The organism is Micromonospora sp. AKA38 (genome assembly GCF_027925725.1).
Lineage (GTDB): Bacteria > Actinomycetota > Actinomycetes > Mycobacteriales > Micromonosporaceae > Micromonospora.
Map to the genome: position 1 here is coordinate 1,013,560 of NZ_BNEI01000002.1, position 13,765 is coordinate 1,027,324.

The 13,765-nt window shown below is 74.7% G+C and carries 14 protein-coding genes; 10 read left to right on the top strand and 4 right to left on the bottom strand.

Annotation, left to right across the window (positions count from 1 at the left end; all coding sequences use genetic code 11):
- Window positions 1-57 precede the first annotated feature (57 nt).
- Both TPA0908_RS08200 and TPA0908_RS08205 read right to left on the bottom strand, forming a co-directional pair.
- Entirely contained in the window at window positions 58-729 is a 672-nt protein-coding gene (locus TPA0908_RS08200; protein ID WP_281936298.1) for a response regulator, read from the bottom strand.
- A gap of 170 nt (window positions 730-899) precedes the next feature.
- Window positions 900-2,135 carry a sensor histidine kinase gene (locus TPA0908_RS08205; protein WP_281936171.1) on the bottom strand — a complete coding sequence of 412 codons (1,236 nt, stop codon included), beginning with the start codon at window positions 2,133-2,135 and terminating at the stop codon, window positions 900-902.
- 133 nt (window positions 2,136-2,268) lie between these two features.
- Between TPA0908_RS08205 and TPA0908_RS08210 the strand changes: the two genes are divergently transcribed.
- From TPA0908_RS08210 to TPA0908_RS08250, 9 genes are all read left to right on the top strand, one after another.
- Complete coding sequence (locus TPA0908_RS08210) at window positions 2,269-3,168, top strand: ABC transporter ATP-binding protein (RefSeq protein ID WP_281936173.1); 900 nt, start codon at window positions 2,269-2,271, stop codon at window positions 3,166-3,168.
- A complete protein-coding gene (locus tag TPA0908_RS08215) occupies window positions 3,165-3,956 on the top strand; it encodes an ABC transporter permease (RefSeq protein WP_281936175.1) in 792 nt (263 codons plus the stop codon). The genes TPA0908_RS08210 and TPA0908_RS08215 overlap by 4 nt, the downstream gene beginning before the upstream one ends.
- 2 nt (window positions 3,957-3,958) lie before the next feature.
- Window positions 3,959-4,663 (top strand): YqeB family protein, encoded by a 705-nt coding sequence (locus tag TPA0908_RS08220; protein ID WP_281936176.1) that lies wholly within the window; start codon window positions 3,959-3,961, stop codon window positions 4,661-4,663.
- 68 nt (window positions 4,664-4,731) lie between these two features.
- On the top strand, window positions 4,732-5,232 hold the full coding sequence (locus tag TPA0908_RS08225; protein WP_281936178.1) for a hypothetical protein: 501 nt from the start codon (window positions 4,732-4,734) through the stop codon (window positions 5,230-5,232).
- 116 nt (window positions 5,233-5,348) lie between these two features.
- Entirely contained in the window at window positions 5,349-6,773 is a 1,425-nt protein-coding gene (locus tag TPA0908_RS08230; RefSeq protein WP_281936180.1) for an amino acid permease, read from the top strand.
- A gap of 206 nt (window positions 6,774-6,979) precedes the next feature.
- Entirely contained in the window at window positions 6,980-7,747 is a 768-nt protein-coding gene (locus TPA0908_RS08235) for a CDP-alcohol phosphatidyltransferase family protein (RefSeq protein ID WP_374709181.1), read from the top strand.
- Window positions 7,744-9,393 (top strand): alkaline phosphatase family protein, encoded by a 1,650-nt coding sequence (locus TPA0908_RS08240; RefSeq protein WP_281936182.1) that lies wholly within the window; start codon window positions 7,744-7,746, stop codon window positions 9,391-9,393. Before TPA0908_RS08235 ends, TPA0908_RS08240 begins: the two co-directional genes overlap by 4 nt.
- Window positions 9,394-9,406: 13 nt before the next feature.
- On the top strand, window positions 9,407-10,162 hold the full coding sequence (locus TPA0908_RS08245; RefSeq protein ID WP_281936300.1) for an FkbM family methyltransferase: 756 nt from the start codon (window positions 9,407-9,409) through the stop codon (window positions 10,160-10,162).
- A 15-nt stretch (window positions 10,163-10,177) separates the two neighbouring features.
- Window positions 10,178-10,717 (top strand): DUF1697 domain-containing protein, encoded by a 540-nt coding sequence (locus TPA0908_RS08250; RefSeq protein ID WP_281936184.1) that lies wholly within the window; start codon window positions 10,178-10,180, stop codon window positions 10,715-10,717.
- Between the two features lie 10 nt (window positions 10,718-10,727).
- Here TPA0908_RS08250 and TPA0908_RS08255 read toward each other — a convergent pair whose 3' ends face one another.
- Window positions 10,728-11,708 carry an MBL fold metallo-hydrolase gene (locus TPA0908_RS08255; protein WP_281936186.1) on the bottom strand — a complete coding sequence of 327 codons (981 nt, stop codon included), beginning with the start codon at window positions 11,706-11,708 and terminating at the stop codon, window positions 10,728-10,730.
- A 155-nt stretch (window positions 11,709-11,863) separates the two neighbouring features.
- On the bottom strand, window positions 11,864-12,742 hold the full coding sequence (locus TPA0908_RS08260) for a serine hydrolase (RefSeq protein WP_281936188.1): 879 nt from the start codon (window positions 12,740-12,742) through the stop codon (window positions 11,864-11,866).
- A 38-nt stretch (window positions 12,743-12,780) separates the two neighbouring features.
- On the opposite strand from TPA0908_RS08260, the gene TPA0908_RS08265 reads away from it, so the two are divergent.
- Window positions 12,781-13,758, top strand: a complete 978-nt coding sequence (locus TPA0908_RS08265; protein ID WP_281936190.1) for a LysR family transcriptional regulator — start codon at window positions 12,781-12,783, stop codon at window positions 13,756-13,758.
- Window positions 13,759-13,765 lie beyond the last annotated feature (7 nt).

A 13,765-nucleotide genomic window follows, 5' to 3' on the forward strand; every position in this document is an offset into this window, starting at 1 on the left:
AGACCCTCGTCGCCGATGCTCTCATCGCTGATACTATCACCAATGAGAGCATCCTCGTCAGACCAGGTCGGCGTCCTGGACCAGCAGCGCCACCTGCACCCGGTTGTTCAGGTCGAGCTTGGTGAGCAGCCGCGACACGTACGCCTTCACGGTCGCCACACTCATGAACAGCTCGGCGGAGATCTCCGCGTTGGTCCGGCCCCGACCGAGCAGCAGCGCGACCTCCCGCTCCCGCTCGGACAGCTCGCCGAGCAGCCGTACCGCCCGCTCGCGGCGGGGATCCCGGGCGGGCGCCGGCACGGCGGCGGTCACGTGCGCGATCAACCTGCGGGTCACCGCCGGGGACAGCGTCGCCTCGCCCGCCGCGACCCGGCGTACCGCCGCCACGATCTCGGCCGGCGGGGTGTCCTTCAGCAGGAAGCCGCTCGCCCCGGCCCGCAGCGCGCGCAGCACCTGTTCGTCGGCGTCGAACGTGGTCAGCACCAGCACCTCGGGCGGGTCCGCCGCCGCCCGCAGCGCCTCGGTGGCGGCCAGCCCGTCCACCCGGGGCATCCGGATGTCCATCAGCACCACGTCCGGGGCGTACGCGGCGACGGCGGCCGGCACCTCGACGCCGTCGGTCGCCTCGCCCACCACCGCCAGGTCGGGTACGCCGCCGAGGATCATCGACAGCGCGCCCCGGACCAGCGGGTCGTCGTCGACGATCAGCACCCGCACCGGCCCACTCATCGGGCGGGGCCGACCGGGCATGCCCTCACGGCCCTCGCTCCGCTCGGTGCGTTCGCTCATGCCGTACCGACCGGGCATGCCCTCACGGCCCTCGCTCCGCTCGGTGCGTTCGCTCATGCCGTACCGACCGGGCATGCCCTCACGGCCCTCGCTCCGCTCGGTGCGTTCGCTCATGAGGAGGCCCAGGGCAGCCAGGCGGCCAGCCGGAAGTCGCCGTCGGCGTCCCGTCCGTGGTCGACGCGTCCGCCGGCCAGCGTGACGCGCTCGGCGACACCCACCAGGCCGGTGCCGGTGCCGGGGATCGCGGCGGCCGGCCCGCCCACCGGCCAGGGGTTACGGATGTCCACCGCCAGCCCCTCGCCGGGGCCGCCGGCCAGCCGGACGGTCACCACCGCCCCGGGCGCGTGCTTGCGCGCGTTGGTGAGCCCCTCCTGCACGATCCGGTACGCGCTGCGCCCGATCGCCGCCGGCACCGCGGCCGGCTCGGTCACCTCGTCCACCACGCTGACGCGTACCCCGGCGTCCCGGCTCTCGGCCACCAGCGCGGGCACGTCGCCGAGCGTCGGCTGCGGCCGTTCCGGGGTGGCCTCGGAGCCGGTCTCGGCCCGCAGCACGCCGATCACCTCGCGCAGGTCCTGCAACGCGGCGTGCGCGCTGGCCCGGATCACCCCGGCGGCCCGGGCGACCTCCTCCGGCGGCGCGTCCGGGCGGAACTCCAACGCGCCGGCGTGCAGGCTGAGCAGCGAGATCCGGTGGGCGAGCACGTCGTGCATCTCCCGGGCGATCCGGCCGCGTTCGAGGTTCCGGGCCTGGTCCAGTCGGAGCTGCTGTTCGGCCTCGGCCCGTTCGGCGCGATCGCGCAGCGACAGCACGAGCTGCCGGCGCGCCCGGACGAACAGCGCCCAGGCCACCACGATGCCGATGAAGAGCACGGTCCACGCCACGGCCGCCCAGAACGGCATGGCCGGGTCGGGGCGGACCGCGATGAACGGCAGCGCGGTGGCCAGATGCCAGCCGACCAGCGTCAGCCCCACCACCAGCGGTCGGTGGACCAGCACGGTGAACAGGACGACCAGCAGCACGGCCCCGGAGGTGACCGAGAACAGCGTCAGCGGCGCGGTGGCCACCGCCAGCCCCACCGGCCAGCGGCGGCGCAGCCAGAGCGCGCCGGCGGCGAGCAGGCCGACGAACAGGTCGATCTCGGCGAGCCAGCTCGGCCCGGCGTTGAGCGCGAACTCCGGTCGCCCGCTCACCGCGTCGTCGTGCGCGAGGAGCACCCAGCCCAGCGCGATCAGGAACAACAGGCTGTCGACGAACCAGTCCCGCGGGGTCCGGCGGGCGGCCCGCGCGGGCACCAGGGAGCCCGGCAGGAGCCAGGGATGATCGGGGACGACGGCGCTGCTCACCCGCCCCATGCTAGGGAGCCGGCCGGACCGGCTGCCAGCTACCAAAGTCGACGCCTGTGGTGAACCTCGGTCGGCGCCGGCGACGACCGTCGGCCGCAGCGGAGCACCGGGTGGCCCCGGCAGGCTTCTCGGCATGATCGAAGTCGACCAACTGACCAAGCGGTACGGCCCACACACGGCCGTCGAGGACGTGACGTTCCGGTGCGAACCGGGCACGGTGACCGGATTCCTCGGCCCGAACGGCGCCGGCAAGTCCACCACGATGCGCATGATCTGCGGGATGACGCCGCCCAGCTCCGGCGCGGCCACGGTCGCCGGCCGGCCCTACCGGGCGCTGCCCAACCCGGGCCGGGAGATCGGCGTCCTGCTCGACGCCTCGGCCCAGCACGCCGGACGCACCGGGCGGGAGACGCTCACCCTGGCCGCCCGCACCATGGGCGTGGAGCGGGGGCAGGTGGCCGCGAAGCTGGACCTGGTCGGGCTGAACGACACCGCCGCACGGCGCCGGGTCGGCGCGTACTCCCTGGGCATGCGGCAGCGGCTCGGCCTGGCGCTGGCGCTGCTGGGCGACCCCCGGGTGCTGATCCTCGACGAGCCGGCCAACGGCCTCGACCCGGAGGGCATCTACTGGATGCGCGGCCTGCTGCGCGACTACGCCGACCGGGGCGGCACCGTGCTGCTCTCCTCGCACCTGCTGCGCGAGGTGGAGGCGGTGGCCGACCGGCTGGTGGTGATCGGCGGCGGCCGGGTGGTCGCCCAGGGCGGCAAGGACGAGCTGCTGGCCGGCGCCGGCACGCTGGTCCGCGCCCGCGACCAGCACGCCCTGCGCCTCACCCTGGACCGCGCCGCGCTGCCGGCCACCGTCGGCACCGACGGCGGCTTCGTGGTCCGGGCCGAGCCGGAGGCCGTCGGTCAGGCCGCGGCCGACGCCGGACTGGTCCTCACCGAACTGCGACCGGCCGGCAGCGGCGGCCTGGAACAGCTCTTCCTCACCCTCACCGCCGGCGCGTCGACCAGGGAGGCCGTCCGATGACCACCACCACCACGCCCGCTCCCACCGCCGCCCCCACGCGGCACGAGCCGGCCGCCGGCCCCTCGCTGGCCCGGCTGACCGGGGTGGAGCTGCGCAAGCTCGCCGACACCCGGGCCGGCCGCTGGCTGCTGATCAGCATCGCGCTGATCGCGGTCGCCATCGTGGTGGTGCAACTCTTCGTCACCGACGGCCCGGAGCAGACGTTCACCGCGTTCTTCGCGCCGTCGCTGCTGCCGGTCGGGCTGCTGCTGCCGGTGCTGGGCATCCTCTCCATCACCGGCGAGTGGTCGCAGCGCACCGCGTTGACCACGTTCGCGCTGGTGCCCCGCCGGGAGCGGGTGATCGTCGCCAAGCTGGCCGCGGTGGTGCTGGCCGCGCTCGCCTCGGTGCTGGTCAGCCTCGCCGTCGCCGCCGCCGGCACGCTCGCCGCCAAGGCCACCGGCGGGGCGGGCGCCTGGACGTTCGACTGGCAGCTGCTGCCGTACGCGGCGGTGTTCCAGGTGGCGAACGTGCTGATGGGCGCCGGGTTCGGCCTGCTGCTGCTGAACACGCCGCTGGCCGTCGTCACCTTCCTGCTGCTGCCGACCGTGTGGAGCGTGCTGTCGGCGATGATCAAGGCGCTGCGGGAGCCGGCCGGCTGGCTGGACACCTCGGTCACCATGGCGCCGCTGCTCAGCCCGGACATGACCGCCGGGCAGTGGGGTCGGCTCGGTGTCTCGCTGGCCGTCTGGATGGTCGTGCCGCTGGTCGCCGGCCTGATCCGCACGATGCGGCGGGAGGTGTCCTGACCGTGGCCGACCGGGAACCCGGGGCCGTCGTGGTCGACGGCGGAGTCGGCGAGCTGGTGGTGATGTGGGCCGGGTTCCCGCTGCTCGGCGCGGGACTGGGCGCCGGGCTGACCGCCCTGTCCGGCTGGCTCGCCGGGCTGGCCTGGTTCCCCTTCCAGGACGTGTTCGCGCTGCTCGACAGGTGGCCGGACCAGCGGTCGTACCCGCTCGGCGCGGGGGTGGCGGCGGTGGCGGGCCTGGCCCTGGCCGTGGTGGGCGTACGGGAGCGGCTGCGGGTCACGGTCGGGCGCCGGTCGGTGCGACTGCACCGGGACGGGCACGGCCGGGACGTCGCCCGGACCGAGGTGGCCGGCGTGTTCGTCGACGGCAGGGCGCTCGTGCTGCTGGACCGGGCCGGCGGCGAGCTGGCCCGGGAGCGGTCCGACCTGAGCGCCGGCCGGCTGCGGGAGGCGTTCACCGGCCAGGGCTGGCCCTGGGTCGACCAGGACCCGCACCGGGACGCGTACCGGCGCTGGGTGCCCGGGCTGCCCGGCCTGCCGGCCGGCGCGGACGCGCTGCTGCGGGCCCGGGAGCGGGCGCTGAAGGACAGCCGCGGCGCCGAGGTCCGGGAGCTGCACGGGGAGCTGGCCCGGCTCGGCGTCGTGGTGCGGGACGAGGGGAAACGGCAGTACTGGCGGCTGGTGAGGCGGGACGACGACCCCCGGTGACCGAGGCCGGCACGATCGGCGGGTGCCGTCCTACACTCGGGGCCCCGACCGCCCCCATGGGAGTTCCGTTGCGTCCTCGGCTCGCGCCCCCGGCTCTGGTCCTGGCCCTGCTGCTCGCCGGTTGCGGCGGCGAGACGAAACAGGTCGCCCTTCCCCCGCCGGCGAGCCCCACGCCGAGCCCGGTGGCGCCGCTGACGGTCAAGGAGGCGAAGGGGCGCTACCTGGCCGCGGTGGCGGCGTACGACATCGCCCGCGACGAGCTGGCCGAGGCCCAGAAGGCGGGCCGGCCGTGGCGGACGGTGCGGGAGCGGGCCGGGGCGGTCGTGGACGCCAACCTCGCCTGCGCCGGTGAGTTGCGCGCGGTCCGCTGGCCGGCCGCCGTGCAGGCGCCGATGGCGGCGCTGCTCACCGAACACGAGGTGGCGCTGCGGCAGTGGCGGCTCGCGGCCGGGGCCGCCGGCGCCGCCGAGCTGCGCCGGGCGACCCGGACCGCCACCGCGCACGACGGCGTCCGGCAGGCGGCCCGGGTACGCGCCGCGCTGGGCCTGCCGCCACTGCGCGCCACCTGACCGCCACGGGCTGCGATCTTCGGCGCGAGGACTTACCGTCGTGCCGTGGCGTGACCGCGGCGTGTCGCGGCGTGACCACGACTCGGAAGCGTGGCGGCGCGGCGGGAGGGGTCACCATGACCGTTGGACAGGGCATCTTCCGGCGTAAGCCGGTGGAGCAGATCGCCGACGAGACCGAGGAGGGGCTCGCCCGCGAGCTGGGCCTGTGGCAGCTCACCGCCATCGGGGTCGGCGGCATCATCGGCGCCGGCATCTTCGCGCTCGCCGGCGCGGTGGCCAACGAGACCGCCGGTCCGGCCGTGCTGGTGTCGTTCCTGATCGCGGGCCTGGCCAGCGCCGCCGCCGCGCTGTCGTACGCGGAGTTCGCCGGCATGATCCCGAAGGCCGGCTCGGCCTACACCTACGGCTACGCCGTGCTGGGCGAGGCGGTCGGCTGGTTCATCGGCTGGGACCTGCTGCTGGAGTACACCGCCATCGTGGCGGTGGTGGCGATCGGCATCTCCGGCTACTTCGGCTTCCTGGTCACCCAGTTGGGCGCCGACCTGCCGGCCTGGATGCTCGGCGCGCCGGGCACCGGCGACGGGCACCGCGTCGACCTGTTCGCGGCGGCGCTCTGCCTGCTCATCGCGTACCTGCTCAACCGGGGCATCAAGGCCGCGGCGCGGTTCGAGACGTTCGTGGTCGGGTTGAAGGTCGCCGTGGTGCTGCTGGTGATCGTGGTCGGCTTCTTCCACGTGAAGACCGGCAACTACTCGCCGTTCTTCCCGTTCGGGGTGGGCGGCGCGATCACCGGGGCGGCCACCGTGTTCTTCGCGGTCTTCGGCTACGACGCGATGAGCACCGCCGCCGAGGAGTCGCGGGACGCCCGCCGGCACATGCCGAAGGCGATCATCTGGTCGCTGCTCATCTCCATGGTGCTCTACGTGTTGGCCACGTTGGTGCTCACCGGCATGCAGAACTACCGGGACATCGATCCGGAGAGCGGGTTCTCCTCCGCGTTCGCCTCGGTCGGGCTCTCCGGCCTGGCCAGCGTGATCGCGGTCGGGGCGATCATCGGCATCCTCACGGTGATGTTCACGTTCATGCTCGGCGTGACCCGGGTGTGGTTCTCGATGAGCCGGGACGGGCTGCTGCCGGCCTGGTTCGCCAAGGTGCACCCGGTGCGCCGGGTGCCCAGCCGGGTCACCTGGATCGTCGGCGTCGCCTCGGCGCTGATCGCCGGCTTCCTGCCGATCCGGCAGGCCGCCGAGCTGACCAACATCGGCATCCTGCTGGCGTTCGTGGTGGTCTGCGTGGCGGTGATCGTGCTGCGCTACCGCCGCCCGGACGCGCCCCGGACGTTCCGGCTGCCCGGCATGCCGGTGGTGCCGGCGGTCGGCGTGGTGTTCTCGATCTGGCTGATCACGTTCCTCGACCCGGTGACCTGGCTGCGCTTCGGCGTCTGGTTCCTGCTCGGCGCCGTCGTCTACGCGCTGTACGGCTACCGCCGCTCGGCGCTGGCCGGCCGCGCGGACGACCCGGCCGACGCGCCGCCCCGCTGACCCGCCCCGACACGAATGCGCTCGGCCCGCCCGGCCGGGCAGACGGCCCGGTGTGACGTGCGCTCTTGATCGTGCGTTTTCGGTATCAGAGCGAACCGTTCGGGCATGTTCTGCGTACACACCGGTGGGTCGTACGCGCGTCATTCGGAGGCACAGTGTCAGTGGTTCGGACTGATCCATTCGCGGGGGCGATCCTCCAGCTCGGTGTGCTGGCGGGAATCGCCGGCACCGTCGGCCTGGGCCGGGCCGGCTGGCTGGCCGGTCTCGTCTACGGGGCGGTGCTGCTCACCGCGCTCGGGCACGGGCTGCGCCTCGCGGGCGCGTGCCGGCTCGGGCCGGCCGACTGGGTGACGCTGACCCGGGCGACGCTGGCCGGCGGCGTGACCGCGCTGGTGGTGGACTCGTTCAGCCGGCCCACCCCGGTCGCGGTGCTGGTCGGGCTCACCACCGTGGCGCTCGCGCTCGACTGGGTGGACGGGCAGGTGGCCCGGCGCACCGGCACGGTGAGCGCGCTCGGGGCCCGGTTCGACATGGAGGTCGACTCCTTCCTCGTCCTGGTGCTCTGCCTCCACGTCGCCGACCAGGTGGGCCCGTGGGTGCTGGTGATCGGCGCGATGCGGTACGCCTTCGTCGCGGCCGGTTGGCTGCTGCCCTGGCTGAACGGTCCGTTGCCGCCGCGCTACTGGCGCAAGACGGTCGCCGCGGTCCAGGGCATCGCGCTGACCGTGGTGGCGGCGGAGGTGCTGCCGACGGCGCTGGCCGTCGCGGTGCTCGTCGGCGCGCTGGCGCTGCTCGTCGAGTCGTTCGGCCGGGACGTGCGCTGGCGGTGGCGGCACCGCACGCCGGCCGTCCGCATCGAGCCGGCCCGTCCGGCGGCGGTGCGTTCCCCCGTGCCGGCGGCTCGCCGGGCCGGCTGGGAGCCCGCCGCTCCGGTGCTCGTCGGACGCGCCGAGGTCGGCGGTCGGCGGCCGTGACCGACGACGACCCGACCCCGACCGCCGGGCACGACCCGACCCCGACGGACAGTCTCCGGCGCAGGGCCGTCACCGTGCTGGCCGCCGCGTTGGCGCTGGTCGCCCTGATCCTGCCGACCGACGTCAACGACCTCACCCCGGCCGCGTTCCTCCGCATCCCGGTGGAGGGGCTGATCGCGGTCGCCCTGCTGCTGGCGCTGCCGCCGAGACCCCGCCGGATCGTGGCCACGGTGCTCGGCGCGCTGCTCGGCCTGGTGCTCGTCCTGAAGATCGCCGACCTCGGCTTCTCCATCGTGCTGGACCGCCGCTTCGACCTGATCGCGGACTGGGCGTTCCTGGCCGCCGGCGCGGAGTTCCTCGCCGAGTCGTACGGGCGGGCCGCCCAGGTGGGGGCCGTGGTCGCCGCGGTGGCCGCGGTCGTCGCCGTACCGGTGCTGGTGACGTTGTCGGTGCGGCGACTCGCCCGGCTGGTCGCCGGCCACCGGGGGGTGAGCGCCCGTGTCGCCACCGCGCTCGGCGCGGCCTGGGTCGCCTGCGCGGTGCTCGGCGCGCAGCTCGTCCCCGGGCTGCCGATCGCCGCCGGCACGGTCGCGGCCGGCGTGTACGACCGCACCCGGCAGGTCAACGCCGGGCTGCACGACCAGGAGCGGCTGCGCGCCCAGCTCGCCGGCGACCCGTTCCGGGACACCCCCGGCGACCAGTTGCTGACCGGGTTGCGCGGCAAGGACGTCCTGGTCACGTTCGTGGAGAGCTACGGCCGGGTGGCGGTGGAGGACCCGGAGCTGGCCCCGGAGGTGGACGCCGTCCTCGACGAGGGGACGCGCCGGCTGACCGCGGCCGGCTACGGCAGCCGCACCGCGTTCCTCACCTCGTCCACCACCGGCGGCGGGAGCTGGCTGGCGCACGCCACGCTGATGTCCGGCATCCGGGCCGACAACCAGCTCCGCTACACGAACCTGGTACGCAGCGACCGCCTGACGCTCAACGGCGCGTTCAAGCGCGCCGGCTGGCGGACGTCGCTTGTCATGCCGGCCCTCACCCGGGCCTGGCCGGAGGCCGACTTCTTCGCCCCGGACCGCGTCTACGGCGCCGGTGACCTCGGCTACCGGGGGCCGACGTTCAGTTTCTCCTCGCCGCCCGACCAGTTCACCCTGGAGGCCTTCCAGCGCGCCGAGCGGGCCCCCGGGCACGCCCCGGTGATGGCCGAGATCCCGCTGCTCTCCAGCCATCTTCCGTGGTCGCCGGTGCCGCCCCTGGTCGACTGGGACGACCTGGGCGACGGATCGGTCTTCGCCGGCACCAACCGCGCCGACCGGGCGGACGAGGGCACCCGGAAGGCCTACCGGAACTCGATCGTCTACACGCTGCGCACCCTGGTCTCCTACGTGGAACGCTACGGCGACGAGAACCTCGTGCTGGTGTTCCTCGGCGACCACCAGCCGGCCCGGGCGGTCACCGGCGAGGGGGCCGGCAAGGACGTGCCGATCACCATCGTGGCCAAGGACCCGGCCGTGCTCGACCGGGTCGCCGGGTGGGGCTGGCAGGCCGGCCTCAACCCGGCCCCGAACGCCCCCGTCTGGCCGATGGAGGAGTTCCGCGACCGGTTCCTGCGGGCGTTCGGCCCGCAGTCCAGGACTCACAGTTAGGAACGGCGTGACGATGCTCGCACGGACCTGGGGGATCACCCGGTCCCTGGCCATCTACCACGGACAGCCGGCCAAGCACCGCCGGGCCCGCCGGCTCTACGGCCAGTTCCTCGGCCCCGGCGACCTCGGCTTCGACATCGGCGCCCACGTCGGTGGGCGGGTCCGCACCTGGCGTCGGCTGGGCGCGCGGGTGGTCGCGGTCGAGCCGCAGCCGGACTGCCTGCGGGTGCTGCGCCTGGCGTTCGGGCGCGACGGCGGCGTGGCCATCGAACCCACCGCGGTCGGCGCCCGCGCCGGCCGGGCGCGGTTGGAGCTGTCGTCCGCGACGCCGACGGTGTCCACCATGTCGTCGTCCTGGATCGACTCGGTGACGGCGGACCCGAGCTTCGCCGGGGTGCGGTGGGACCGCTCGGTCGAGGTGCCGGTGGTGACACTCGACGACCTGGTCGCCAAGCACGGCGTACCGGCGTTCTGCAAGGTCGACGTGGAGGGCTTCGAGGGTGACGTGCTGGCCGGGCTGAGCCGGCCGGTGCGCGCGCTCTCCTTCGAGTACCTCCCACCGGCGCACGACGCCGCGCTCGCGGTGCTCGACCAGGTGCAGCGGCTGGGCGCGTCGGCGGGCGGCTACCGCTACAACTACTCCCCGGTGGAGACGATGCGCTTCGCCGCCGACGAGTGGCTCGACGCGGCCGGCCTGGTGCGGCTGCTGGAGGCGTACCGGCCGGCGGGCCGCTCCGGCGACGTCTACGCCCGGTTGGCGTCCGCCTGACCTAGGCTGCAGGTCATGACCCGCTACGCCGCCCTGCTGCGGGGCGTCAACGTCGGCGCCACCCGGCTCGCGATGGCGGACCTGCGTCGCGTCGTCGCCGACCTCGGTCACACCGACGTCAAGACGTACCTCCAGAGCGGCAACGTGGTGTTCACCGCCCCACCGACCCGCGACGAGGTGCTCGCCGAGGGCATCGCCGGGCGGCTCGCCGACGAGGTGGGCCTGCGGGTGCCGGTGCTGGTCCGCGACGGCGACGAGTTGGCCGCGCTGGTCGGCGCGAGCCCGTACGCCGGGCGTCAGGACGACCCGACCCGGGTGCTCGTGGTGTTCCTGTCCGCCGCGCCGGACCCGGCCCGGGTCCGCGAGCTGGCCGTGCCGGCCGGCGAGGAGATGGCGTACGCGGTGGTCGGCCGGGAGCTGCACCTGCACTACCCGGCCGGCAACTACGGGCGGACGAAGTTCACCACCGCGTACCTGGAGAAGACGTTGGGCGTGGTGGCGACGGCGCGCAACTGGAAGTCGGTGCTGGCGCTGCGCGACCTGACCGCCGGTTGAGCGCGACCGGTCAGAACCGGTACGCGGTGTGGTATTCGGGCACCACCACCCGGCTGCGCGGCGAGACCCGGCGCACCTCGGCGATCAGCGCGTCGAGCCGGTCCCGGTCGGTCGCGGCGACCGTCGGCGGGTTGACCAGCGGGGTCTCGAAGTTGTCCCAGTGCACCGGCACCACGGTCCTCGGGTGGTCCAGCGCGGCCATCAGCCGGGGCACGTAGTCGGCCACGGACGCGGTGGCGGCGGAGGCGATCATCGCCACGTCCGGGGCCAGGCCGGCGTACCGGCGCTCGTCCAGGTCGCTGGCGCCCATGAAGAACACCGACGGCCCGCCGTCGACCCGGATCTGGTAGGCAAGCGTGTCCCCTTCGGGCAGGTCGGAGACCTTCGTCGGCTGCGGCGGCGGGCTGACCCGTACGCCGGGGAAGGCCATCGAGAAGGCCGCGTTGCGGCTGTGCAGCGAGCCGACCACTTCCACCGTGTACCCGTCGAAGTCGAGCACCTCACCGCCCTTGACCGGGGCGAGCTGCCCGGTGGGCAGCCCGTACGCCACGCCGAGGTGGTAGGCGGTGAGTGTGCCCAGGACCCGGGCGCCGGTCCGGGCGGCGATGTGCGGCACGTCGTTGAAGTGGTCCCAGTGGGTGTGCGTGACCAGGATGTTCTCGGCGCGGTCGGCGAGCCGGTCCACCACGTCGGCGGCCACGGTCAGCGCGGTGTCCGGGTGGAACGCCCCCCGGAAGAGTCCGGTGTCGAAACGGCTGAGGTACGGGTCGACAAGCACGGTCCGGTCGCCGATGTCGATCCGCCAGCCGGCCGTGCCCCACCAGCGGAAGCTCACCGCGCCGGCCCGCTGCCGGCGGGCGGGCGGGGCGCTCGGAGCGGCCTGGGCCGGGGTGCCGGCGACGAGCCCGGCGGTCGAGACGGCGGCGGCGCCGACGGCGGTGTCACGCAGGAAGCGGCGGCGGGCGTAGCCGGCCGGTCGGTTCTCGGGCATGGGTGGTCCTCCCCGTTCGGAATCGGTGGATCGGTAGGCCCACCCCACCACCGCACCGGCGACGGCGTCCAAGATCGAACGGCGGAAGGATCGATATCCGTTTCGATATGATCGCAGGTCGGAGCCGGTAACCCCGAGGGCCGGCGGTCCGGAAATCAGCGCAGCGACTCGACCGCGGCCCGGGCGGCCTCCCCCATCGCCAGGTCCACGTCGATCCGGCGGGTACCGAGCTGATCGGTGCGCACCAGGACCGCGATGGCGTACCGGGCGCCGTCGGGATACTCCGCGACACCGGCCTCCAGGTGGAGGCCGGGCAGCGTGCCGGTCTTGCCGGCGACCCGGACGCCGGGTGGGAAGCCGGCCGTGAGCCGGGTCCAGAAGAGCTGCCGGCCCATCAACTCCCGGACCGTCGCGCAGGCCTCCGCCGGTCCGGCCTCGTCGCGCCAGACCAGGCGCAGCAGCCGGGTCAGCTCCCGGACGGTGCTGGAGGAGGTGTGTTCCGGGTCGAAGACCCGCATCGCCCGGATCCGCTCCGGCGACAGGGTGGGGAAGATCCGCGCGAAGTCCGCCTCGGTACGCGCGCCGACGTCGGCGAGCATCGTCTCGACCAGTTGCCGGGGGCCGCCGACGATCCGGGTACGCGGCAGGTCCAGCTCCGCGGCCAGCATCGACGGCACGTCCGGGCCGACCCGGCGCAGCAGCAGTTCGGCCGCCGCGTTGTCGCTCACCGACATGGCGAGGTACGCGAGGTCGCGCAGGGACATCTCCACGTCGTCGGCGCAGCCGGCCACCCCCCAGCCGCCGAGCCGGTCGGCGGCGCCGACCAGCACCCGCTCGGTCGGGTCGAGCTGGCCGGCGGCGACCTGCCGGGCGAACTCCAGCACCAGCAGGATCTTGAAGACGGACGCGATGACGATCTGCTCGTCGGCACGCAGCGCCACCTCGCGCGACGGGTCGTCCACGTCGGCGACGTGCAGGCACCCGCTCAGCCCGGCCCGTCCGAAGATCTCCCCGACCCGTTGCGCCGCATCCACGCCGACACGGTAACCAGCGCGGACGCTAGGGTGCGCGGGTGGACCTGCTGCGACACCTGCGGCACTTCGTGGTGGTCGCCCGGGAGCTGCACTTCGGCCGGGCCGCCGACACGTTGGGCATGGCGCAGCCGCCGTTGAGCCAGTCGATCCGGCGGCTGGAGCGGGAGCTGGGCACCGCGCTCTTCGACCGTTCGCAACGGCAGGTCCGCCTCACCACCGCCGGCCAGTTGCTGCTCGGCGAGGCGGACGACCTGCTCGCCGGCGAACGCCGACTGCGCCACCTCGCCGACCAGGTGCGCCGGGGCGCGCTCGGTGTGCTGCGCGTCGGCGTACCCCCGGAGACGCCGGCGGTGACGGTGCGCGCGTTGCTCGACGGGCTGGCCGCCCGCGCACCCGGGCTCGACCTTGATCTGCACGAGCTGACCAGCGCCGAGCAGCGGCGGATGCTGGCGGAGGGACGGCTGGACGTCGGCCTGCTGCACCATCCGGTCGAGGAGGCCGGACTGCGGTTCGGGAAGCCGGTGGACGTGCCGGTCGGGGCGTTGCTGCCCCGGACCTCGCCGCTGGCCCGGGCCCGTGAGGTCGCGCTTGCCGACCTGGCCGGTCTGGATCTGGTCACCGCGCCACCGGCCACCGCCCCCGGCTGGCACGAGCACCTGCTGACGGTGTGCCGGCAGCACGGTTTCGTCCCGCCCCGGGTTCGCCCGGCGCGCAACCCCGAGTTCCTGTTCGGGTTGCTCCTGGCCGGCGGGGCGGTGGCCGTCGAGCCGGCGGCCCTGGCGCGGCGGGAACCGCGTATCGCCTGGCGACCGCTCGTCGGCGCGCCGCTGGCCCGACGGATCTCCGCCGTCTGGCCGGACCGGGCGGCGCACCCGGCAGCGCCGATGGTCGGCCGGCTCGCCGCCGAGGTGCTGGCCGCGGCGGAGACGCCGGCCGGGCCGGCGTTCGTCGCCCCGTCGGCCCGCCCCTGGCCGGTGCTGTTCGAGGCCGGTCGGGACGGAAAGTTGTCGCCGTGATCTCCCG